Source organism: Gallibacterium trehalosifermentans (genome assembly GCF_042433055.1).
Taxonomy (GTDB): domain Bacteria; phylum Pseudomonadota; class Gammaproteobacteria; order Enterobacterales; family Pasteurellaceae; genus Gallibacterium; species Gallibacterium trehalosifermentans.
In genome coordinates, this window is record NZ_JBHLWB010000002.1 from 34679 (window position 1) to 56922 (window position 22244).

At 35.3% G+C, this 22244-nt stretch carries 25 protein-coding genes; 8 read left to right on the forward strand and 17 right to left on the reverse strand.

The features are described from left to right. Window positions 1-40 precede the first annotated feature (40 nt). Window positions 41-562 (reverse strand): peptide deformylase, encoded by a 522-nt coding sequence (gene def / locus ACFFHK_RS02840; protein WP_382369064.1) that lies wholly within the window; start codon window positions 560-562, stop codon window positions 41-43. Between the two features lie 178 nt (window positions 563-740). Here def and dprA point away from each other — a divergent pair, with 178 nt between their 5' ends. Then, entirely contained in the window at window positions 741-1871 is a 1131-nt protein-coding gene (gene dprA / locus ACFFHK_RS02845; RefSeq protein WP_382369067.1) for a DNA-processing protein DprA, read from the forward strand. Between the two features lie 95 nt (window positions 1872-1966). Here the strand turns inward: dprA and ACFFHK_RS02850 are convergent, their stop codons facing one another. The 12 genes from ACFFHK_RS02850 to mioC form a co-directional block, all read right to left on the reverse strand. Further along, window positions 1967-2392 (reverse strand): F0F1 ATP synthase subunit epsilon, encoded by a 426-nt coding sequence (locus tag ACFFHK_RS02850; RefSeq protein WP_382369070.1) that lies wholly within the window; start codon window positions 2390-2392, stop codon window positions 1967-1969. A 38-nt stretch (window positions 2393-2430) separates the two neighbouring features. Beyond that, a complete protein-coding gene (gene atpD, locus ACFFHK_RS02855; RefSeq protein ID WP_382369073.1) occupies window positions 2431-3804 on the reverse strand; it encodes a F0F1 ATP synthase subunit beta in 1374 nt (457 codons plus the stop codon). A gap of 20 nt (window positions 3805-3824) precedes the next feature. Then, window positions 3825-4691 carry a F0F1 ATP synthase subunit gamma gene (atpG, locus tag ACFFHK_RS02860; protein ID WP_382369076.1) on the reverse strand — a complete coding sequence of 289 codons (867 nt, stop codon included), beginning with the start codon at window positions 4689-4691 and terminating at the stop codon, window positions 3825-3827. 27 nt (window positions 4692-4718) lie between these two features. Further along, on the reverse strand, window positions 4719-6260 hold the full coding sequence (atpA, locus tag ACFFHK_RS02865; RefSeq protein WP_382369079.1) for a F0F1 ATP synthase subunit alpha: 1542 nt from the start codon (window positions 6258-6260) through the stop codon (window positions 4719-4721). Window positions 6261-6272: 12 nt separating this feature from the next. Next, window positions 6273-6806, reverse strand: a complete 534-nt coding sequence (gene atpH, locus ACFFHK_RS02870; protein WP_382369082.1) for a F0F1 ATP synthase subunit delta — start codon at window positions 6804-6806, stop codon at window positions 6273-6275. 12 nt (window positions 6807-6818) lie between these two features. After that, window positions 6819-7289 (reverse strand): F0F1 ATP synthase subunit B, encoded by a 471-nt coding sequence (gene atpF / locus ACFFHK_RS02875; protein WP_382369085.1) that lies wholly within the window; start codon window positions 7287-7289, stop codon window positions 6819-6821. A 56-nt stretch (window positions 7290-7345) separates the two neighbouring features. After that, window positions 7346-7600: a F0F1 ATP synthase subunit C gene (atpE, locus tag ACFFHK_RS02880; RefSeq protein ID WP_382369088.1), complete on the reverse strand. Its 255-nt coding sequence runs from the start codon at window positions 7598-7600 to the stop codon at window positions 7346-7348. Between the two features lie 54 nt (window positions 7601-7654). Next, complete coding sequence (gene atpB, locus ACFFHK_RS02885; protein WP_382369091.1) at window positions 7655-8464, reverse strand: F0F1 ATP synthase subunit A; 810 nt, start codon at window positions 8462-8464, stop codon at window positions 7655-7657. A 44-nt stretch (window positions 8465-8508) separates the two neighbouring features. After that, a complete protein-coding gene (locus tag ACFFHK_RS02890) occupies window positions 8509-8889 on the reverse strand; it encodes an ATP synthase subunit I (RefSeq protein WP_382369094.1) in 381 nt (126 codons plus the stop codon). A gap of 162 nt (window positions 8890-9051) precedes the next feature. Next, window positions 9052-9681 carry a 16S rRNA (guanine(527)-N(7))-methyltransferase RsmG gene (rsmG, locus tag ACFFHK_RS02895; protein ID WP_382369097.1) on the reverse strand — a complete coding sequence of 210 codons (630 nt, stop codon included), beginning with the start codon at window positions 9679-9681 and terminating at the stop codon, window positions 9052-9054. Between the two features lies 1 nt (window position 9682). Next, on the reverse strand, window positions 9683-11572 hold the full coding sequence (mnmG, locus tag ACFFHK_RS02900) for a tRNA uridine-5-carboxymethylaminomethyl(34) synthesis enzyme MnmG (RefSeq protein WP_382369099.1): 1890 nt from the start codon (window positions 11570-11572) through the stop codon (window positions 9683-9685). Between the two features lie 384 nt (window positions 11573-11956). Then, entirely contained in the window at window positions 11957-12409 is a 453-nt protein-coding gene (mioC, locus tag ACFFHK_RS02905) for an FMN-binding protein MioC (protein WP_382369322.1), read from the reverse strand. A 335-nt stretch (window positions 12410-12744) separates the two neighbouring features. Here mioC and ACFFHK_RS02910 point away from each other — a divergent pair, with 335 nt between their 5' ends. The 7 genes from ACFFHK_RS02910 to ACFFHK_RS02940 all read left to right on the forward strand — a co-directional run bounded on the left by ACFFHK_RS02910 (window position 12745) and on the right by ACFFHK_RS02940 (window position 19041). After that, window positions 12745-13692: a tagatose 1,6-diphosphate aldolase gene (locus ACFFHK_RS02910; RefSeq protein ID WP_382369102.1), complete on the forward strand. Its 948-nt coding sequence runs from the start codon at window positions 12745-12747 to the stop codon at window positions 13690-13692. A 13-nt stretch (window positions 13693-13705) separates the two neighbouring features. Continuing rightward, complete coding sequence (gatZ, locus tag ACFFHK_RS02915; protein WP_382369105.1) at window positions 13706-14977, forward strand: tagatose-bisphosphate aldolase subunit GatZ; 1272 nt, start codon at window positions 13706-13708, stop codon at window positions 14975-14977. Continuing rightward, window positions 14974-15423, forward strand: coding sequence for a PTS galactitol transporter subunit IIA (gene gatA, locus ACFFHK_RS02920; protein WP_382369108.1), 450 nt, complete (start codon window positions 14974-14976; stop codon window positions 15421-15423). Before gatZ ends, gatA begins: the two co-directional genes overlap by 4 nt. 17 nt (window positions 15424-15440) lie before the next feature. Next, complete coding sequence (gatB, locus tag ACFFHK_RS02925; protein WP_382369111.1) at window positions 15441-15725, forward strand: PTS galactitol transporter subunit IIB; 285 nt, start codon at window positions 15441-15443, stop codon at window positions 15723-15725. 39 nt (window positions 15726-15764) lie between these two features. Continuing rightward, a complete protein-coding gene (locus ACFFHK_RS02930) occupies window positions 15765-17129 on the forward strand; it encodes a PTS galactitol transporter subunit IIC (RefSeq protein WP_382369114.1) in 1365 nt (454 codons plus the stop codon). Window positions 17130-17142: 13 nt separating this feature from the next. Beyond that, entirely contained in the window at window positions 17143-18186 is a 1044-nt protein-coding gene (locus tag ACFFHK_RS02935) for an alcohol dehydrogenase catalytic domain-containing protein (protein ID WP_382369117.1), read from the forward strand. Window positions 18187-18264: 78 nt separating this feature from the next. Then, a complete protein-coding gene (locus ACFFHK_RS02940; protein ID WP_382369119.1) occupies window positions 18265-19041 on the forward strand; it encodes a DeoR/GlpR family DNA-binding transcription regulator in 777 nt (258 codons plus the stop codon). 95 nt (window positions 19042-19136) lie between these two features. Here ACFFHK_RS02940 and nlpD read toward each other — a convergent pair whose 3' ends face one another. From nlpD to surE, 4 genes are read right to left on the reverse strand one after another with little or no spacing between them, the layout of a single operon-like run. After that, window positions 19137-20267 (reverse strand): murein hydrolase activator NlpD, encoded by a 1131-nt coding sequence (gene nlpD, locus ACFFHK_RS02945; protein ID WP_382369121.1) that lies wholly within the window; start codon window positions 20265-20267, stop codon window positions 19137-19139. 19 nt (window positions 20268-20286) lie between these two features. Beyond that, on the reverse strand, window positions 20287-20862 hold the full coding sequence (locus tag ACFFHK_RS02950) for a YqaA family protein (protein ID WP_382369123.1): 576 nt from the start codon (window positions 20860-20862) through the stop codon (window positions 20287-20289). Beyond that, a complete protein-coding gene (locus ACFFHK_RS02955) occupies window positions 20859-21485 on the reverse strand; it encodes a protein-L-isoaspartate(D-aspartate) O-methyltransferase (protein WP_382369126.1) in 627 nt (208 codons plus the stop codon). The genes ACFFHK_RS02950 and ACFFHK_RS02955 overlap by 4 nt, the downstream gene beginning before the upstream one ends. A 6-nt stretch (window positions 21486-21491) precedes the next feature. After that, on the reverse strand, window positions 21492-22232 hold the full coding sequence (surE, locus tag ACFFHK_RS02960) for a 5'/3'-nucleotidase SurE (protein ID WP_382369129.1): 741 nt from the start codon (window positions 22230-22232) through the stop codon (window positions 21492-21494). Window positions 22233-22244: the final 12 nt, after the last annotated feature.

Consider the following 22244-nt stretch of genomic DNA (forward strand, 5'->3'; position numbering starts at 1 on the left):
AATTTCTCGAACCGTTTTTAATTTATCTCATCAAAAATTTTTAATTATTTTTATTCGCACGCTCTACTTGTTTCTTATATTTTTCGAGTTTTTCTTTTATTCGGTTACGTTTTAAAGGTGATAAATAGTCCACAAACATTTTACCATTAAGATGATCAATTTCATGTTGAATACAAATTGCTAATAAACCATCAGCTTCTAAGGTAAAACTTTCTCCTTGACGATTTAATGCTGTAACCGTTACTTTTTCTTTTCTTGGTACTAAACCACGAAAGCCAGGCACAGATAAACAACCTTCTTCAATACCTGTTTCACCGCAACTTTCAATAATTTCTGGATTAATTAATACTAACTGATTAGTTTTATCACCTTCAACATCAATCGTAATAATACGTTGATGTCGATTAACTTGTGTTGCTGCTAAACCAATACCTTCTTGTTGATACATAGTTTCAAACATATTATCAATAAACTCTCGGATTTCATCATCAACAACGTCCACAGGTTTAGCTATAGTTCTTAAACGTTCATCAGGAAAACATAATACATCTAAAATAGCCATTTTTTCTCCTCTTTTACAAAAGCACGCATTTTACCGATTTTTTACTGAATTAATAGCGCAATTTTTTACCATTTATTGTAATTTTTCGATCTTATTCACATTCTCTAATAAAACAGAAAAAATATATCTTAAGTAACAATAAACTAACTTCATTTTATTTTTCACTTTACTTTCCGTTATGCAAACACTACCTACTTTGTTACGTTTACTTTTACTGCCTCAATTTGGTATTAAAAAAATTCACCAACTGTTAGAACAAATTTCTCTTGAACATCTATTACAGTATGATACTGAGCAATTACAACATATTGGTTGGAATGCAGCACAAATTAAGGACTGGTTTAAGCCTAATACAGAAAGAATAGAAAAATTACTCACATGGCATCAAACCGAAAATCAACAGATTATCACTTTCTTTGATCCTGAATATCCATTCTTGTTAAAACAAATTCATACTGCACCGCCCTTACTGTTCGTTAAAGGTAACATCAATTCTCTTTCAACTCCACAAATTGCTATCGTAGGTAGTCGCTATTGTTCTTCATATGGTGAATATTGCGCAGAAACAATTAGTAGTGGGCTATCACAAGCCGGTATCACAATTACCAGTGGATTAGCATTAGGTATTGACGGTTTTTGTCATCAAGCTGCTGTAAATCAACAAGGGCAGACTATTGCTGTATTAGGCTGCGGATTAAATACTATTTATCCATCTCGACATAAAAAATTAGCCCAACAAATTATAGCACAAGGTGGCGCGCTAATTTCTGAACATATGCCAGAAATTCCTCCCATTGCAGGTAATTTTCCTCGACGAAATAGAATTATTAGTGGATTATCTTTCGGGACAGTTGTAATTGAAGCTTCCATAAAAAGTGGTTCATTGATTACCGCTCGTTATGCCTTAGAACAAAATCGAGAAGTTTTTGCTGTACCAGGTGCATTAACAAACCCACTAACAGAAGGTTGTCATCAATTAATCAAGCAGGGTGCTTGGTTAGTCGAACACGCAAAAGATATTTTAGACATAATTTCACCACAAATTAATGCTATACAACCATTTAATCATACTGATCCTTTATCTTCCTTACCTCAATACTCTTTTCAGCAAAAAACAACAATAAAACCCGATATTCCGCCACAGTACCAAACTCTATATCAGCAATTAGATCATTCACTTGTCAAATCAGTTGATGAATTAGCCACAACATTGCAACTCTCCGTAGAACAATTACTAATGGATATTTTAGAACTAGAAATGTTAGGTGTGATTCAATCAACACAGGGAGGATATATAAAATCTATATAAATAAAAATATTGTATAAAAGTTAATAATTCATCAATAAAAAACCAGTTATATAAATATATAACTGGTTTATTTCTTTAAATTTAAAACTTAAAAATTAGCGTTTATTTTTCACTGCTTTTTCAGTGAGTTCATAAGCTCGTAATTTTGCCAGCTCTCTCGATAATTTTGATGCCATAAGCTCATAATTACCGTCTTTATGTGCGCTACGAATATTTTCTTCTGCACGGCGTTTCGCTGCAAGGATACGTTCTTTATCAAGATCTTCTCCTCGAATTGCTGTATCCGCCAATACAATTACATTTTCTGGCTGTACTTCAAGAAATCCACCTGATACATAGATAACTTCTTCTTTACCATTTTGCATAATTTTAACAATGCCAGGCTTAATAGAAGTTAACAATGGCGTATGTCCTGCGAGAATACCTAATTCCCCTTCACACCCTGTAACTTGAATACTTTCAACAACACCTGAAAATATTTTTTGTTCCGCACTTACAACAGTTAAATTAAAAGTTGCCATTATCTATCTCCTTAGCGAGTGATTTGCCTTAGGAGCAATTACATTTTCTTCGCTTTTTCTAATACTTCATCGATTGAACCTACCATATAGAACGCTTGTTCTGGAATATGGTCATATTCACCGCTTAAAATACCTTTAAAGCCACGAATTGTTTCTTTTAATGGCACATATTTACCTGGCGATCCAGTAAAGACTTCAGCAACGAAGAATGGTTGTGATAAGAAACGTTCGATCTTACGAGCACGTGCTACCACTAATTTATCTTCTTCTGAAAGCTCGTCCATACCAAGAATTGCGATAATATCTTTCAATTCTTTATAGCGTTGTAAAATTGATTGCACACCACGAGCAACTTCATAGTGTTCTTGCCCAACAACTTGTGGATCTAACTGACGAGAAGTTGAATCTAATGGGTCAACCGCAGGATAAATCCCTAATGATGCAATTTGACGGCTTAATACCACTGTTGCATCTAAGTGAGCAAAGGTTGTTGCTGGTGATGGGTCAGTTAAGTCATCTGCAGGTACATACACCGCTTGAATAGAAGTGATAGAACCAGTCTTAGTTGAGGTAATACGTTCTTGAAGTACCCCCATTTCTTCTGCTAAGGTTGGTTGATAACCTACCGCAGATGGCATACGACCAAGTAGCGCAGATACTTCGGTACCCGCAAGGGTATAACGATAAATATTATCAACGAAGAAAAGGACATCACGACCTTCATCACGGAATTTTTCCGCCATAGTCAAACCAGTCAACGCAACACGTAAACGGTTACCTGGTGGCTCATTCATTTGACCATAAACTAATGATACTTTATCTAATACGTTAGATTCTTGCATTTCATGGTAGAAATCGTTCCCTTCACGAGTACGTTCACCTACCCCTGCAAATACAGAATAACCAGAGTGCTCAATAGCGATATTACGGATAAGCTCCATCATATTAACGGTTTTACCTACACCCGCACCACCGAACAGACCAACTTTCCCCCCTTTTGCAAAAGGACAAACTAGGTCAATAACTTTGATACCTGTTTCTAATAATTCTGTACTATTTGATTGTTCTTCATAACTTGGTGCTGCACGGTGAATAGACCAGCGCTCTTTTTCACCGATTGGACCTCTTTCATCAATAGGCTCACCAAGTACATTCATAATACGTCCCAATGTTTCTGTTCCAACTGGTACAGAAATTGGATTACCTGTTGTAGTTACAGTTAATCCACGTTTTAATCCGTCTGAAGATCCCATTGCAATACAACGTACAACACCACCACCTAATTGTTGTTGTACTTCAAGTACAAGCCCAGTTTCAACGTTTAAGGCTTCATATACTTTTGGCACTGCATCTTGTGGAAACTCAACGTCAATGACGGCACCGATGATTTGTACAATTTTTCCAGTTGCCATTACCATTCCTCTAATCTACTTTAAATTGCAGCCGCACCAGCGACAATTTCATTTAATTCATTTGTGATGCTTGCTTGACGAGCTTTGTTATAGATAAGTTGTAACTCTTTAATTAAGTTACCAGCATTATCTGTAGCAGCTTTCATTGCTACCATTCTCGCCGCTTGCTCAGATGCTAAGTTTTCTACTGCTGCTTGATAAACTTGAGATTCAATATAACGAATCAATAAACTATCAAGTAATACTTTTGGTTCAGGCTCGTAGATATAATCCCAAATACCACCTTGTAAACGATCATTTTCCAATGATGGTAATGGAAGTAACCTTTCTAAGGTTGGTTTTTGCGACATCGTATTAATAAATTTATTAAACACGAGATAAACTTCATCAACCTCACCATTTCGATAAGCTTCTACCATAGTATTTACAGTACCGATAATTTCTTCTACTGATGGAGTATCACCAATTCCCGACATCTGGGAAATAACTTTTGCAACCCCCATTGATTGGAAGAAATTAACCCCTTTAGCACCGATCAAACTTAGCTGAACACCGACACCCTTATCACTAAACGATTTCATGTCATTCATAACGCGTTTAAACAAGTTGATATTTAAACCGCCACATAATCCACGATCTGTTGAAACGATAATGTAACCAACATTTTTTACTTCTCTTTCAACTAAGAAAGGGTGTTTATATCCAATGCTACCTTTTGATACATGGCTAATTACGTAACGTATTGTGTCAGAATACGGACGTGAAGAAGACATGCGTTCTTGCGTTTTACGCATTTTGGAGGCAGCAACCATTTCCATCGCCTTAGTGATTTTTTGTGTACTTTGTACACTGGCGATTTTGGTTCTTATCTCTTTCGCACCTGCCATTTCATCTCTCCGTTACGTCTTTGGTAATTACCATGCACCGTTTTGTTTAAATGAGTCTAAAATTGCCTTTAAGGTATCTTTTACAGCATCATCATAGTTACCTGTTTTTGTTAATTCTTGCATAAATTCACTGTAATTATTTTCTGCATATTCTAATAATGCCGCTTCAAATGAACCGATACGGTTTAGTTCTACATCATCTAAATAGCCAAATTCAACAGCAAATAGCACTAAAGACTGTTGGGCAACGCTCATTGGTGAATATTGTTTTTGTTTCAATAATTCAGTTACTTTTTGACCATGAGAAAGCTGTTTACGAGTTGCATCATCTAAATCAGAGGCAAATTGAGCAAACGCTGCTAATTCACGATATTGAGCAAGGGCAGTACGAATACCACCTGACAATTTTTTCATTGCTTTGGTTTGAGCTGCACCACCTACCCGTGAAACAGAAATACCTGGGTTAACTGCAGGGCGGATACCTGAATTAAAGAGGTTTGTTTCGAGGAAGATCTGACCATCAGTAATCGAAATTACGTTAGTTGGTACGAATGCTGAAACGTCCCCTGCTTGGGTTTCAATAATTGGTAATGCCGTTAATGAACCAGTTTTACCTTTTACTTCACCATTGGTGAAACGTTCAACAAAATCCGCATTTACCCGTGCAGCACGTTCTAGTAAACGAGAGTGTAAATAGAATACATCTCCTGGGAATGCTTCACGTCCAGGTGGACGACGTAATAATAATGAAATTTGACGATATGCTACTGCTTGTTTTGATAAATCATCATAAACAATCAATGCGTCTTCACCACGGTTACGGAAATATTCCCCCATAGCACAACCAGCATATGGCGCAAGATATTGTAATGCAGCTGATTCTGCAGCTGATGCTACTACAACGATAGTATTTTCTAATGCACCATGATCTTCTAATTTACGCACTACGTTAGCAATGGTTGAAGCTTTTTGTCCAATCGCTACATAGACACATTTAATACCAGAATCACGTTGATTAATAATCGCATCAATAGCAAGAGCTGTTTTCCCTGTTTGACGGTCGCCGATAATTAATTCACGTTGACCACGACCAATTGGAATCATAGAGTCAACCGCTTTATATCCTGTTTGTACAGGCTGATCAACTGATTGACGATCAATTACACCAGGCGCAATCACTTCTACAGGTGAAAAACCATCGTGTTCAATTTCACCTTTACCATCTATTGGTTGACCTAAGGTATTTACCACACGACCTAATAAACCACGACCAACTGGAACTTCTAAAATACGCCCTGTACATTGAACTTCCATTCCTTCTGCTAGGTCTGCATAAGGTCCCATTACTACCGCACCAACAGAATCTCTTTCTAAGTTTAATGCGATTGCATAACGATTATCTGGTAATGCAATCATTTCCCCTTGCATTACGTCAGTTAAACCATGAATACGGATAATTCCATCATTCACGGAAACGATTGTACCAGTATTGTGTGCTTCGCTAACGACTTCAAACTGGGCAATACGTTTTTTAATCAGTTCACTAATTTCTGTAGAATTTAGTTGCATCTTTTTTTCCTCTTACAATTGCAACTCATTAGCTAAACGAGCAATTTGACCACGACTACTTCCATCAATGACAAACTCATCGGTACGAATAATTGCACCAGCAATTAAAGTACTGTCCACATTGCAATTTAATTTAACTTTACGAGCAAGCCTTTTTTCCATTGCTGCAATAATGTCTTGTTGTTGCTTATCGCTTAATGGAAAAGCGGAGGTAACATTCACTTCTGTAGTAGATTGATAATCATCTACATACTCTTTAAATTGTGTTAAAACGGCTGGTAATACATTTAAACGCTTATTTTCAGCCATAATACGGATAAAGTTTTCACCATATTGATCTAACTGATCACCACAAATTTTAATAATCACATTAGCAATTTTGGTAGCAGATAAATCGCTGACTAATAAATTTTGCATTTTGTCATCAGTTACTACAGCTGCAGCAAAATCTATCATAGTTTGCCACTGTGCTAATTGATTGTGTTCTATTGCAAAATCAAAAGCCGCTTTTGCATAAGGACGAGCTATTGTAGTAAATTCTGACATAGCCTACCTTCCTTATAAATCAGCCACTAATTTATCAATGATGTCATTATTCGCAGCCTCATCAATATTGCGTGCAACGATTTTTTCTGCACCAGCAACCGCAAGTGAAGCGACTTTCACACGTAATTCTTCTTGAACACGTTTACGTTCTGCTTCAATTTGAGCATAACCTTGTTCAACAATTTTTGCTTTTAATGCTTCAGCTTCTGCTTGCACTTCAGCTAAGATTTCATTACGGCGACGATTTGCTGCATCAATAATAGTTTGCGCTTGCGTTTTTGCTGCATTAACTTCTTTTTCAAGCAATGCTTTTGTATCTGCTTGCTCTTTTTTCGCTACTTCAGCAGCCGCTAATGCGTTAGCAATTTGTGTTTGGCGTTCTTCGATAGCTTTAATAATTGGTGGCCAAACATATTTGACACAAAACCATACAAAGATGATAAATGCGATTGTTTGCCCAATTAATGTTGCGTTGATATTCACAACGGACCTCCTATTGAGTTGGTTAATTTACCCTAAATAGAGCAACCCGTTATGTACTAACCTAACAATGAAACGAATGGATTTGTGAAAATAAAATATAATCCCATACCAACAGCAATCATTGCGATAGCATCAAGTAAACCTGCAATAATGAACATTTTTGTTAATAATGAATTCGCTAATTCTGGTTGGCGTGCTGCTGATTCTAGGTATTTTCCACCTAAAATAGCAAAGCCGATCGCTGTACCAAAAGCAGCTAGCGATAACATAATAGCAGCAGAAATGATTGTTGCAGTAATTACAGTTTCCATATTTTTCTCCAATTTGAGTTAAAAATAACAGCAAAATGCTGAGGTTAAAAATAATTAATGTTCTGCCTTATTATAGGCAAGACTTAAATAAACAACGGTTAACATCATAAAGATAAATGCTTGTAATGTAACCACTAAAATGTGAAAAATCGCCCAAATAAGTTGTAGGAATACTCCCATTGTTGCAATACTCACACTAGCTGAATACATCACAGCAATCAAAATAAAGATCAATTCACCAGCATACATATTGCCGAACAGACGTAATGCTAATGATACAGGCTTAGAAAGCAATGTTACTGATTCCAAAATGAAGTTTACAGGAATTAAAGCCCAATGATTAAATGGGTGTAGTGTATATTCTTTAACAAAACCACTTACCCCTTTGGATTTAATGGTATAAAAAACAATAAGAACAAATACACCTAACGCCATAGAAAAGGTCATATTCATATCTGTTGTTGGTACAGCTCTTAAATAGATATGATCATCGCCAGATAAGATAGCTGCTAATTTAGGTAAATAATCAACAGGAATCAAATCGATTGTATTCATCAACAAGACCCAAACAAAAATACTCAGTGCTAATGGCGCAACTACATTACGGCTACCATGGAAGTTTTCCGTTACAATACCATTAACCCATTCAACAAGAATCTCAACAGCAGCTTGTAATTTAGTTGGTTTTCCTGTGGTTACTTTTTGTGCTACACGGTAAAACACATATAAAAAAGCAACACCACAAATAACAGAAAATAAAAGAGTATCAAAATGGAATGCCCAAAAACCTTCACCCACTTTTAAATTGCCAAGGTGATGATTGATATATTCCATAGAAGTAAGAGTTGAACCTTCTGCAGACATATTTATTCCTACTGATTTGATTAAAATGCTAGTTATTTATATTGCTACTGTTTTCGCAAACTAAATAGCAATAGGTTATTCAATATGATTACACTAAAGTAACCACTGAATAACCCTAAAGGTGAAATTGTTTGATCTATCACAAACAACATCACAAAAAACAAAATTGTTATACAAAGTTTAAAAATTTCGGCTTGATATAACACTTTCAATTTATTTGCTTGGGGAACATTTAAACCTCTAAACAGCAAAAAACCAACAAATAGCATTTGTGGAACTAAGCTAATTAATGCACCAATGAGAAAAGCCCAAGCATAAATAGGCTGAAATGGGTGCCACCCAACAAAAATAATGGCAATTAATACTGCCATTATCATAAATACTTTTTTATATAGTGTTTTAGTATAACTAAACCATATTGACATTTTAGGTACTTAACTACTAAAGACAAGGGTTACAGCCCTTAAAATACCTCACAATTATACGAGGAGTTCTATTTTATGCAATCAATTTCATTCTATAAAAGTGTTACAAAGTTAACATTTTTGAGAAAAAATTTAACTTTTTCTCTTTTATCCACTTTTTTGTTAAATTTTTGCAACAGATTTAAGGCAAATTAAGTGCCTTTCCCCGATAAGTTCAGGTACAGTTAATTTAATAACATCAATAATTTGAAAACGTTCATTTAACATTTTGACTTCATCTTCTTGGTATTGCCCTTTTAAAGCATAAAAAATACCATTTTCTGATGGCAAATGATGACACCAATTTGTCATATCTTGTAGAGAAGCAAAAGCACGGCTTAATACACCATCAAAACGCTGTTTTGGTTGGTATTCTTCAACCCGACTTAATATAGGTTCAACATTAGTTAACCCCAATTCTCGTATCGTATTACGGATAAAACGAATTCTTTTACCTAAACTATCTAATAAATAAAATTTTTTATCTGGATTAATGATTGCCAATGGCAAACCAGGTAATCCTGGACCTGTTCCCACATCAATAAAGCGTTCTCCCTTTAAATAAGGGCTAACAACTAAACTATCTAAAATATGTTTCACCAACATCTCTTGCGGATCACGCACGGAAGTCAGGTTATATGCTTGATTCCATTTGTGCAAAAGCTCAACTAGCTTCACTAGTTGAGCCTTTTGCTGATCGGACAGAGAAATATTGGCTTGCGCTAATAATTGCGTTAATTTGCCAAGTAACATTTTACTCTCCACGTTTAAGCATTCCCTGCTTTTTCAAATAGACTAATAAAATTGAAATAGCCGCTGGCGTAATACCTGAAATACGCGAAGCTTGTCCAATCGACACTGGTCGATGCTGTTCCAATTTTGCTCTGACTTCATTTGATAACCCAATTACTGCAGAATAATCAAATTGTGCTGGAATTAAGGTATTCTCATGACGTTTATGGCGTTCAATTTCTTCATTTTGGTGTTCAATATAACCTTGATATTTAATGGAAATTTCTACTTGTTCAACAGCTTCTTTATCTTCCATTGCAGGTTGAAATGGCGTTAATTGACATAATTTGTCATAACTCATTTCTGGACGACGTAATAAATCTTCACCACTTGCTTCACGCATTAATGGGGAATTCAATGCCGCATTCACTTCTGCTAAATGTTCAGAACGAGGGTGAATCCATATTTGTCTTAAACGTTGACGTTCTAATGCAATATTTTCTAATTTTTGGTTAAAACGCGCCCAACGTGCATCATCAACTAAGCCTAAGTTACGTCCAATTTCTGTCAAACGAATATCAGCATTATCTTCACGTAGTAACAAACGATATTCAGCTCGTGAAGTAAAAACACGATAAGGTTCTTTTGTGCCTAACGTACAGAGATCATCAACTAACACACCAATATAAGCCTGATTACGACGTGGATACCAAGCTTCTTTATCTTGTACATGTAATCCAGCATTTAATCCTGCTAAGATCCCTTGTGCAGCAGCTTCTTCATAACCTGTTGTACCATTGATCTGCCCAGCAAAGAATAAACCATCGATCGCTTTCGTTTCTAAGGAAGGTTTCAGATCCCTTGGATCAAAATAGTCATATTCAATCGCATAGCCTGGTTTGACGATCCTTGCTTTTTCTAATCCTTGCATTGAATTAACGATCCCCATTTGTACATCAAATGGTAAACTCGTTGAGATCCCATTTGGGTAGATCTCATTACTGGTTAGTCCTTCTGGTTCTAAGAAGATCTGATGACCATTACGATCACCAAAACGCATTACTTTATCTTCGATTGACGGACAATAACGCGGCCCTACACCTTCAATGATCCCTGTGTACATTGGACTACGATCTAAATTAGATCGAATGATCTCATGTGTCTGCAAATTAGTATGTGTAATATAGCAAGGTACTTGACGTGGGTGTTCATCAACACTTCCCATATATGAGAACACAGGAAGAACTTCATCACCATGTTGTTGTTTTAACACAGAAAAATCAATAGTTCTTGCATCTAAACGCGGAGGGGTGCCTGTTTTTAAACGAGCAACACGTAAATCAAGATCACGTAAACGTTCTGCCAAACGAACAGAAGCAGGATCACCTGCTCGCCCCCCCTCATAATTATCTAAACCAATATGGATCTTACCTGCTAAAAAGGTTCCAGCCGTTAATACCACTGCTTTTGCTCTGAAAGTTAGTCCCATTTTAGTCGTAACACCTGTTACATGACCATTTTCAATCAAAATATCAGTAACTTCTTGTTGGAAAAGATCTAAATTTGCTTGTTGCTCTAATGCTGTTCTTACTGCTTGGCGATAAAGAACTCGATCTGCTTGAGCGCGAGTCGCTCGCACTGCAGGTCCTTTACTACTATTTAAAGTACGAAATTGGATCCCTGCTTTATCTGTTGCATGAGCCATTAGCCCGCCTAAGGCATCGATCTCTTTAACTAAATGACCTTTTCCGATCCCTCCAATAGCAGGGTTACACGACATTTGTCCTAATGTATCTATATTATGTGTAATAAGTAATGTACGAAGCCCCATTCTTGCTGGCGCTAATGCGGCTTCTGTTCCCGCATGTCCGCCTCCAACAACAATGACATCATAGTTATTTGGATAAAACATAAAAAACCTAAAAAGTGATATTTATAGCATGATAAGAAAATTTGGCTATTTTAACTGAAAATTTAAGATCTGTTAAAATTTAATTTTATTGATGATCTAATTAAGGATCGCTAAAAGTAATATAAGATCTTTATATAGAGATCTTTTTATTGTTTTTATTATTAGATCGCGAGATCTCTGTGGAGAAGCAGAAAAAATAGAATGATCTTAATAAGTTAGGATCTTTTTTTAATTGTGAAGATCATTCTGAACATTGTGATCTTTCTTGTGGATAAATAACTTAGTTATCCACAGGTTAAAAAAGATCTAAGTTTATATGCAAGAAAAAAACAACTTTTATAACGGAAAATAAGCAAGTTATCCACAGACGATCTTGTTGTAAGTTTAATCAATTTTTAATTGATCTAACATAGTAGGTAACCAATTTTCTGCCTCAGCATCGGGATCTTCGGTAGATAAAACATCTATTCTGAGTGATTCACATAAACGTGTAGCTTTTAATTCAAGAAGGCTTTTTTCAACATGATCAACTGCAAAACAGAATGTATCGTAATCACTATTCCCTAAACCAATCACAGCAAAACGTAAGTCAGACAAATTTGGTTGCGTTTCAGTAAGTTGTTCAAATAGAGGTTGTAAATTGTAAGGTAATTCACCAGCACCATGCGTCGATGTAACCACTAGCCAGATTTTATCCTCGATCACCTGATTTAATTCAGGCCCATGTAATAAGGTTGTGCTAAATCCTTTTTGTTGTAAGCAATCATCAATGTGTTCTGCAACATATTCAGCACCACCAAGTGTACTGCCAGTAATAATACAAATTGTGGTCATAATAACTCCTTTAAGTATTCTTCAAACAAGAAATATGAATAAAAAGATATTTAGGGAATATTACAATAAAAGTTTCATTTTTTGATCTGAGATTTTAATTTCTAATATGTATTAAATTTTTTGATTACTTCTGCTTATCTTTTCGTTATAAGAGAGATTTTTCTTTCTTTTTTTATATTTTATTTCTTTTGCATTTTGTTTTATTTTTTATGTTTTCATTTATTTTGTGATCCAGATCTTAAATTTTAAAAAACATACTTTTAATCATTAAAAATAGGATTATCATAACAAATCAAAAGTATTAGAAAATTATTAAAAGTTATTGCAGGGGTAGTATTATGATTAGTATTAAACAACAACGTTTACGTAAACTTTATGGAAAAGAAAAACTTTTTCGAGCTCTAGCAATTGATCAGCGAGGAGCTTTAAAACGAATGTTAGGTGAAGAAGCTACAAATGAACAACTTCAAATTTTTAAAGGGTTAGTTTCTAAAACTTTAACCACTTATGCATCAGCAATTCTACTTGATCCTGAATATGGTTGGATAGGTGCTGAACTAAAAGATCATAATTGTGGATTAATTATGGCATATGAAAAAACTGGATATGATAAAACCAGAGTAGGACGTTTTCCAGATTTGATTGATAACGTATCAGTAAAAAGACTTAAAGAACAGGGGGCTGATGCAATTAAGTTGTTGTTATATATCGATGTTGATGAAAGTGTAGTGATTAATGATGTGAAACAGGCTTTTGTTGAGCGAGTTGGTTCTGAATGTGCTGCTGAAGAAATGCCTTTTTTTTTAGAGATTTTAACTTATGATTCTGAAGTTTCAGATAAGAAAGAATATGCAAAATTGAAACCTCATAAAGTTAATGAAGCGATGAAACTTTTTTCTGATCCCCGTTTTAAGGTTGATGTATTAAAAGTAGAAGTCCCAGTAGATATGAACTTTGTTGAGGGCTTTGGGCAAGAAGTTGTTTATACACAGTTACAAGCCCAAGAATTATTTAGAGAACAATCACGAATAACTGATTTACCTTTCATTTTTTTAAGTGCAGGTGTTTCCCCTGAGTTATTTCAAGATACATTGAAATTTGCGAAATTAGCAGGTTCGACATTCAATGGTGTGTTATGTGGGCGAGCTACTTGGGCCAATGCAACAGAAATATTTAAAACAACAGGTGCTGCAGAGGCTGAAGCATGGTTAAAAGGCACTGGTGTAAATATTATTAATCAATTAAATGAAGTGCTGCTAGAAACAGCAAATAGAGTCAAAGAATAGGGATAATAAGAAAATGAAAGAGTTACTTAAATGTCATAAATCAGGTCAGTTAGTTGGTATTACGTCTGTTTGTTCTGCACACCCTTTAGTAATTGAGGCAGCGTTTCGATTTGATTTACATACACAAAATGATGTACTCATTGAGGCAACTTCAAATCAAGTCAATCAGTTCGGTGGTTATACAGGAATGAAACCAGTTGATTTTAAAAATTTTGTTTATGGTATAGCCGAAAAAATTGGTTTTCCAAAAGAACGTTTAATTTTAGGAGGGGATCACTTAGGTCCAAATTGTTGGCAAAATGAACCAGCTATTGAGGCAATGGAAAAATCGAAAATATTAGTTGTTGAATATGCGAAAGCTGGTTTTACTAAAATTCATTTAGATACATCTATGTCATGTGCTGATGATCCAAGTCCTCTTTCACCATTAACTATAGCGGAACGTGCGGCAGAATTATGTTTGGCAATTGAAACGGCATTACCGGTAGAACAATCCGAAAAAATTAGTTATATCGTTGGTACTGAAGTTCCTGTACCGGGTGGTGAAGCTCATGCTATTTCAACTATAGATGTAACAACAGTGAACCGTGCCCAAGAAACGATAGAAACTCATCGGATAGCTTTTGAGAAACGAGGATTACAAAATGCTTTTACGCGAGTTGTTGGTCTAGTTGTACAACCTGGTGTGGAATTTGATCACTCAAAAGTCATTTTATATAAGCCTGAATTGGCAGAGGAGCTTTCTAAATTTATTGAAAAAACACCTTATATTTTTGAAGCTCATTCAACAGATTATCAAACAAAACAAGCTTATCGTAATTTAGTAAAAGATCATTTTGCTATTTTGAAAGTTGGGCCAGCATTAACATTTGCATTACGTGAAGCACTATTTGCACTGGCTCGTATTGAAGAAAAATTAGTTTCTCTAGAACACCAAAGTTATTTGTTAGGTGTAATTGATCAGGTTATGCAAGATCACCCGAAATATTGGAGTAAGTATTATTCCGTGCAACATTCAAAAGCAATGATTGACTTACATTTCAGCTTATCTGATCGTATCCGCTATTACTGGCCAAATGAGCGTATTAATGCAGCAGTAGAAAAGCTTATCGGCAACTTATCAAAAGAAGACATACCATTAGGTCTATTAAGTCAATACTTACCAGACCAATATCGTAAAGTGGTTCAAGGTGAAATTAACGCGCAACCAACATCGCTTATTTTTGACAAAATTCAGCAAGTTCTTGGTGATTATGCTTATGGCTGCTATGGAGAAACAGTATGACAACAAATCTTTTAATTAAAACAGATGTTGAGTTTAAATCTTACGATGAAGTTTTTTATCATTTAGCAGATACCTTTATTGAACAAGGTATTGTGAAAGAGAGTTATAAAGAAGCAATTTTTGCTCGTGAAGCTGAGTTTCCAACAGGAATTGCTTTAGAACAAAACCATGCAGTAGCAATACCACATTGTGATGTAAGTCATGCACTTAAACCAGCAATTTATGTTATCCGTCCGAATAAAGCTGTGCAATTTAATCGCCCAGATGAAGATGGAATAGTAGATGCTGAATTAATCATTGCTTTAGTAGTAACAGATCCAAAGGAACAGCTTGTGTTATTGCGTAAATTATTTGGCAAATTACAAGAAAATGAATTTGTTGAAACACTGATTAATGCTACAGATGCAAATTTACCAAATTTAATTAAGCAAAACCTACAACTTTAAATTTTGAGGAGTGAATTATGAAAAAGAAAGTGATTGTCGCCTGTGGTGGTGCTGTTGCAACATCAACTTTGGCAGCTGAAGAAATCCAAGAGTTATGTAAGGAACACAGTATTTCATTGGAGTTAGTGCAATGCCGTATTAATGAAATTGACACATATCTTGATGGTACAGATTTAATTTGTACGACATCAAAACTTATACGTGATTTTGGGAATATTCCATTAGTGCATGGTATGCCATTTGTATCTGGTGTGGGCATTGAAGAACTTAAAGAAAAAATCGTTAGCATATTAAAAAGCTAATAGTGAGTTAACAATAAGTAAGGGCGTAAGGGGGAAATTATGTTTGTTGAAGTTATGCAATATATTTTGGATCTTGGTCCAGCAGTAATGCTACCAATTTTAATAATTATTTTCTCATTAATTTTAGGAATGAAATTTGGTGATTCATTCAAAGCTGGACTACAAATCGGTATTGGGTTTGTGGGAATTGGTTTAGTTATTGGTTTAATGTTAGATAGTATTGGGCCTGCAGCTAAAGCTATGGCACAAACCTTTGATATTAATTTAGAAGTTATTGATTTAGGTTGGCCTGGAACTGCACCGATTACATGGGCCTCTCAAATTGCTTTAATTGCTATTCCAATTGCAATTGCAGTAAACATTTTTATGCTTGTATTGAAAATGACCCGAGTTGTTAATGTAGATATTTGGAATATTTGGCATATGATATTTACAGGTGCAATGGTTCATATCGCAACAGGTTCTTATTGGTTAGGGATCTTAGGTGTTGTTGTGCATGCTGCTTTTGCTTATAAGCTTGGAGATTGGTTTAGTCGTGATACAAAACATTATTTTGAATTAGATGGTATTGCAGTTCCGCACGGTACATCTGCATATTTAGGTCCAATTGCTGTATTAATTGATAGTATCATCGAGAAAATTCCAGGTTTAAATAAGATCACTTTCTCAGTCGATAATTTACAACAACGTTTTGGTACATTAGGTGAGCCAGTAACAGTGGGGTTCATTATTGGTGCAATTATCGGTATTTTAGCAGGGTATCCAGTAAAAGATATTTTGCAATTAGCAGTAAAAACAGCAGCAGTAATGTTATTAATGCCACGAGTGATTAAACCAATTATGGATGGATTAACACCGATTGCAAAACATGCTCGGAAGAAATTACAAGCAAAATTTGGTGGTAATGAGTTCTTAATTGGTTTGGATCCTGCATTATTGTTAGGCCATTCTTCTGTTGTTTCAGCAAGCTTATTATTCATTCCTGTTACGATTTTAATCGCAGTGTTATTACCTACAAATAAGGTATTACCATTTGGTGATTTGGCGACTATTGGATTCTTTGTAGCAATGGCAGTGGCGGTACACCAAGGAAATTTATTTAGAACCTTAATTTCTGGCGTTGTCATTATGTCTATTACCCTATGGATTGCGACAGAAACAATCCCTTTAGTAACTCAATTAGCAGCTAATGCAGGTGCTTTAAAAGCAGGTGAAATGGTTGGCTCTATGGATCAAGGTGGCGCTCCTCTTACTTATTTACTTGTACAACTTTTAACGTTAAAGAATGTTATTGGACTAGTTGTTATTGGTGCGATATATGTATTAGCCATCTTTATAACATGGAAACGTGCAAAAAATGCAGAAAAACTGACATTAGATGAACAAAATGTAGTGGGAAAATGAGGGTATTTGAAAAATGAAAGCAGCAGTTGTAAAAGCAAATTGTGAGCTAACAGTGGAAAATATAGAAATGCCACGAATTGAAAATGCTGATGATGTATTGGTAAAAGTAAAATTTTCGGGAGTGTGTGGTTCGGATATTCCACGTATTTTTCACGAAGGCACTCATTTTTATCCGATTGTATTAGGGCATGAATTTAGTGGTTTTGTAGTTGAAACAGGTGAAGCTGTGGCAGAGTTTAAGCAAGGTGATCAAGTTACCTGTGCACCATTATTACCTTGTTTTCAATGTGAAGAATGTAAAAAAGGATTTTATTCACTTTGTAAAAATTATACTTTTGTTGGTTCACGCAGAAATGGATCAAATGCGGAATATGTTTGTGTTAATAAACATAATTTAGTAAAAGTGGATACTGATTCCAATCCATTACATAATTCATTTATTGAACCGATTACAGTTGGCTTACATGCTATTAATTTAGCAAACGGTTGTATAAATAAAAATGTGATTATTATCGGTGCGGGAACTATTGGTTTACTTGCTGCTCAAGCTGCAAAAGCTTTGGGTGCTAATACAGTGAGTGTGATAGATATCAACCAAGAGAAACTCAAGTTAGCCACTGAATTAGGGGTAGATAAGACTTTTAATTCAATAGAATTAAAACCAGAAGAAATTTATTCAGCACTTAATGATAACCGTTTTGATCAGTTAATTCTTGAAACAGCGGGTGTACCAAAAACTGTTGAATTAGCTATCCAAATTGCAGGTCCTCGTGCACAAATAGGTTTAGTGGGAACACTTCACAGTGATTTAACATTAAATCAGAAAGTTTTTGGGCAGATTTTGCGTAAAGAATTGATGATTTTAGGTTCTTGGATGAATTATTCTAAACCATGGCCGGGGTCAGAATGGATAGATGCAGCAAAATTAGTCAATAAAGGTGGTATTAAAATTGATCAATTAATTCATTCAGTCAATGAAATAGAGGATTACATTGAGGAAGTAAAAAAACTTGATGGTAAACCAATGAATGGAAAAATTGTTTTAAAATTTAATTAATTCAATACTGAAATCAGCTATACTACGAAAAAGTTAGGGGCGTGTTATAATAATACGCTCTCTTTCCAAGGAGTTTATATGAATACGTTTGAACGTCGAAATACGATTATTGAATTATTACGCGAAAAAGGTTCTGTTGTAGTAGCAGATCTTGCGAAGCAATTTAATATTTCTGAAGTATCTATTCGTACTGATTTACGTGTTCTTGAAGAGCAAAATTTGTTAGTACGTTTTCATGGTGGTGCAGGTTTGCCAACAAACTTAACCCAACCTCAAGTACAGCAAGAAGAAACTCAGTTAGATGATCGTTATTTACTTTCTCGCGATCCTAAAATTCAACTTGCTAAAGTTGCAGTAGGATTAGTTAAAGAGGGTGATACGATAATTTTAGATAGTGGTAGTACCACAATGATGTTAGCTATGGAATTAGCTAAAATAAAAAATATTACTGTCATAACGAATAATCTTCCAGCCGCATTTGTTCTTTCTGATTCATCAGATATTACTCTTGTTATTTGTGGCGGATATGTTCGACATAAAACCCGTTCTATGCATGGCACTATGACTGAAAATGCTTTAAAAGGAATTCGTGCAGATTTAATGTTTGTTGGCGCTGATGGAGTCGATCCGAAAGTGGGGTTAACAACATTTAACGAGGGATATGGAATTAGTGCCGTGATGGCAGATATTTCAGCAAAAGTAATTTGCCTTGTTGATTCAACCAAATTTAATCGCAGTGGTTTTAATCTTGTTTTACCAATGAATAAAATAGATTTATTAATTACTAATAGAAATATTTCTAAAGAAGCCAAGCTAGAATTAGAAAAAGCTAATGTTGAATTTAAATTAGTTTAGATAAAAAATATTTTTCTCTAATATTTTGTCCTTATATACCTACAAAAAACGGCATCTTTAGTAAAAATGCCGTTTTCGCTATTAAGTTGTCAAATTTAGTTTCTTGGGAGATAAGTTGCTGGATTAACTGACTTACCTTTGTAACGGATTTCAAAGTGTAGTTTTACACTATTAGTACCTGAGCTTCCCATTTTAGCAATTTGTTGACCAGCGGTAACTTGTTGTTGATCTTTTACAAGAATTGTTTCATTGTGAGCATAAGCACTGAGGTAATCATCATTATGTTTAATGATAATTAAGTTACCATAACCTCTTAGCGCGTTACCTGCATAGACAACTCTTCCTGGTGCTGCTGCATAAACAGCTTGACCTCGAGAGCCGCCAATATCGATCCCTTTATTTCCTCCATCACTATTTGAGAAACCTTGAATGATATTTCCTTTCGTTGGCCAGATCCATGTGATATTACTATTATTTTTTGCTGGTTCAGGCATAACCGTTGTGGTTTTTGATGGCATTACAGTCGGTGTTGATTGTGCTGTAACGGGAACGGTATTGACCGAATTATTTGTTGTTGGTGGTACTGTACCTGTGGTTGATTTAACAGGCCCTACAATCGTACCGTCTGAACCATAAGCAGTACCATTAGGACCAGGTGTATAAGTTACAGCTGGTTGTTGTGGTTGTGCTACAGGTGTTTGTGTAGTTGTGGCTGTGTTATTATTGTTGACTTTTAATGTTTGACCAACACTCAGTTTATAAGGTTCAGATATGTTATTTAATGCAGCTAATTCACGAACATCCATTCCTGAAATATAGGCAATCAAAAACATAGTATCGCCTTTGCGTACAGTATAGGTTGATCCTTTATAGAATCCTTTATCAATTTTACTGTAATCAGGTGCATTGGTTTGTGGGTGTCTTGGAATGGTAAAGTCTTGTGGTACCGCTGTTTGTGGTTTAGCTGAAACAGCTGGAGAAATTGGTTGTTGATATGTTGCTTGTGATTGTGTTGTTGTTTCAGGAATTGGTGTTGCCATCATATCAGTTGGCATCTGTTGTTGTTGAACTTGTGGCTCCCAAGTAGCGTTACTTTCATTACCAACAGATTGCATAATTCCAGGTGTTAATGTTCCATCTGCATCTTCAACAGGTGCAAAACTATTGCTATTACAGCCTGCAAGAATTGCAGCAAGCACAGGGACAAGTAAAAAAGATTGTTTCATAAATATTCCTATTAAATGATTATTTCAAGAGGAAGTAGGCACAGACTGCTAATACTACAACGGCCCAGCCAATGATTTCAATATAATTGCGTAATTGTGTAGCAAAACGCTCACCCCCCCAAGCTGATAATTTTGCTACTAATATAAATCGAGCGGTACGAGAAATAAATGCTGTGATCACGAAAGGAATAAATGCCATATTCATGACACCTGCACAAATTGTGAATACTTTATAAGGAATAGGTGAAAATCCAGCAACAAATACAACTAAAATACCCCAGTGATCAAACCAAGATACAGCAGTATCCCAATGAGATTTATAACCAAGGGTAACGATATAATCTTTAATTAAATCAAAAGCATAATACCCAATAGCATAGCCAATTATTCCACCAATAGTCGAGGCTAAACCACAATATAAAGCATAGTGTAATGCTTTTTTAGAGTTTGCCATCGACATTGGAATGAGCATAACATCAGGAGGAATAGGGAAGAAAATAGCTTCAATAAAACTTACCAATAATAACCAATAAAAGGCAAATTGGTGTTTTGACCATTTCATTGTTTTGTCATATAAACGACCAAACAAATTCATAGAGTATCTCCTTTAATTAAAGGTACGAATTTGACTTCTTCTATATTTTCAACTTTATATTTATCATTAATACGAGTAATACGTTGTAGAATCTGATGATTTTCATTGCCAACAGGTAGTACTAAACGTCCGCCATTGGCTAATTGTTCTAATAATGCTCTTGGCACTTGATCAGGTGCAGCGGTAACAATGATGGCATCAAATGGTGCATGACCTTTTAGCCCTTCCCAGCCATCACCATGCTTTAACTGAATATTGTGTAATTCAAGTTTTTTAAAGCGATACATAGCCTGCCATTGTAATTTTTTTATTCTTTCGATACTAAAAACTTGTTGCACTAATTTAGCTAAAATAGCCGTTTGATAACCACTACCAGTACCGATTTCTAGCACTTTGTCTGTAGATTTTAATGCTAATAAACTTGTCATTTTAGCAACGATATAAGGTTGAGAAATTGTTTGTCCTTCACCTATTGGTAAAGGCATATCCTCATAACTATGCCTACTAAAAATTTCTTCAACAAAAAAAGGACGAGGAATTTCATAAATCGCTTTTAAAACCGATTCATCGGTAATCCCTCTTTGATAAAGATCTCTTACTAAACGTTGTTGTTCAACGGACATTGCTGTTTACCCTAAATTTAACCAATCTTCTACAGCTTGTAATGAATGATGTGCTGTCATATCCGCTTGAATTGGGGTAATGGATACAAACCCTTGTTTAACAGCATAAAAATCGGTCCCTTCACTGGCATATTCAGGTAAACTTGATGGACCTAACCAATAAATGGCTTCGCCACGCGGATCAATTTGCTTAATGATTTCACCCTCACTAGAACGATAACCAAGCTTAGTAACTTTCATTCCTTTTAACTCTTCATAAGGCAGATCAGGAACATTAATATTTAAAATTTCACGACGTTTTAATAAATTAGTATGTAATTTTGGAATTAATTCACAAACGATTTTAGCGGCAGAATCATAATGTTGTCTGCCATCTAAGGAAACCGCAATGGCAGGTAAGCCAAGATGTCTACCTTCAAAAGCAGCCGCAACGGTACCAGAATAGAGAATATCATCGCCTAAATTAACACCAGCATTGATCCCAGATACGACTAAATCAATTTTGCCTGATAATAGATAATTCATCGCTAAATAAACACAATCAGCGGGCGTACCATTAACACAATAATCACCATTATCTAGCAATCTTGGACGTAATGGTTCAACGAGAGTTAACGCAGACGATGCTGCACTACGATTACGATCAGGGGCAACAATAATGACATTAGCAAATTGGCGTAAATGTTGAGCTAAAGTTTGAATACCTTCAGCATGAATACCATCATCGTTACTTAATAAAATATTCATTATGTAAGCTCC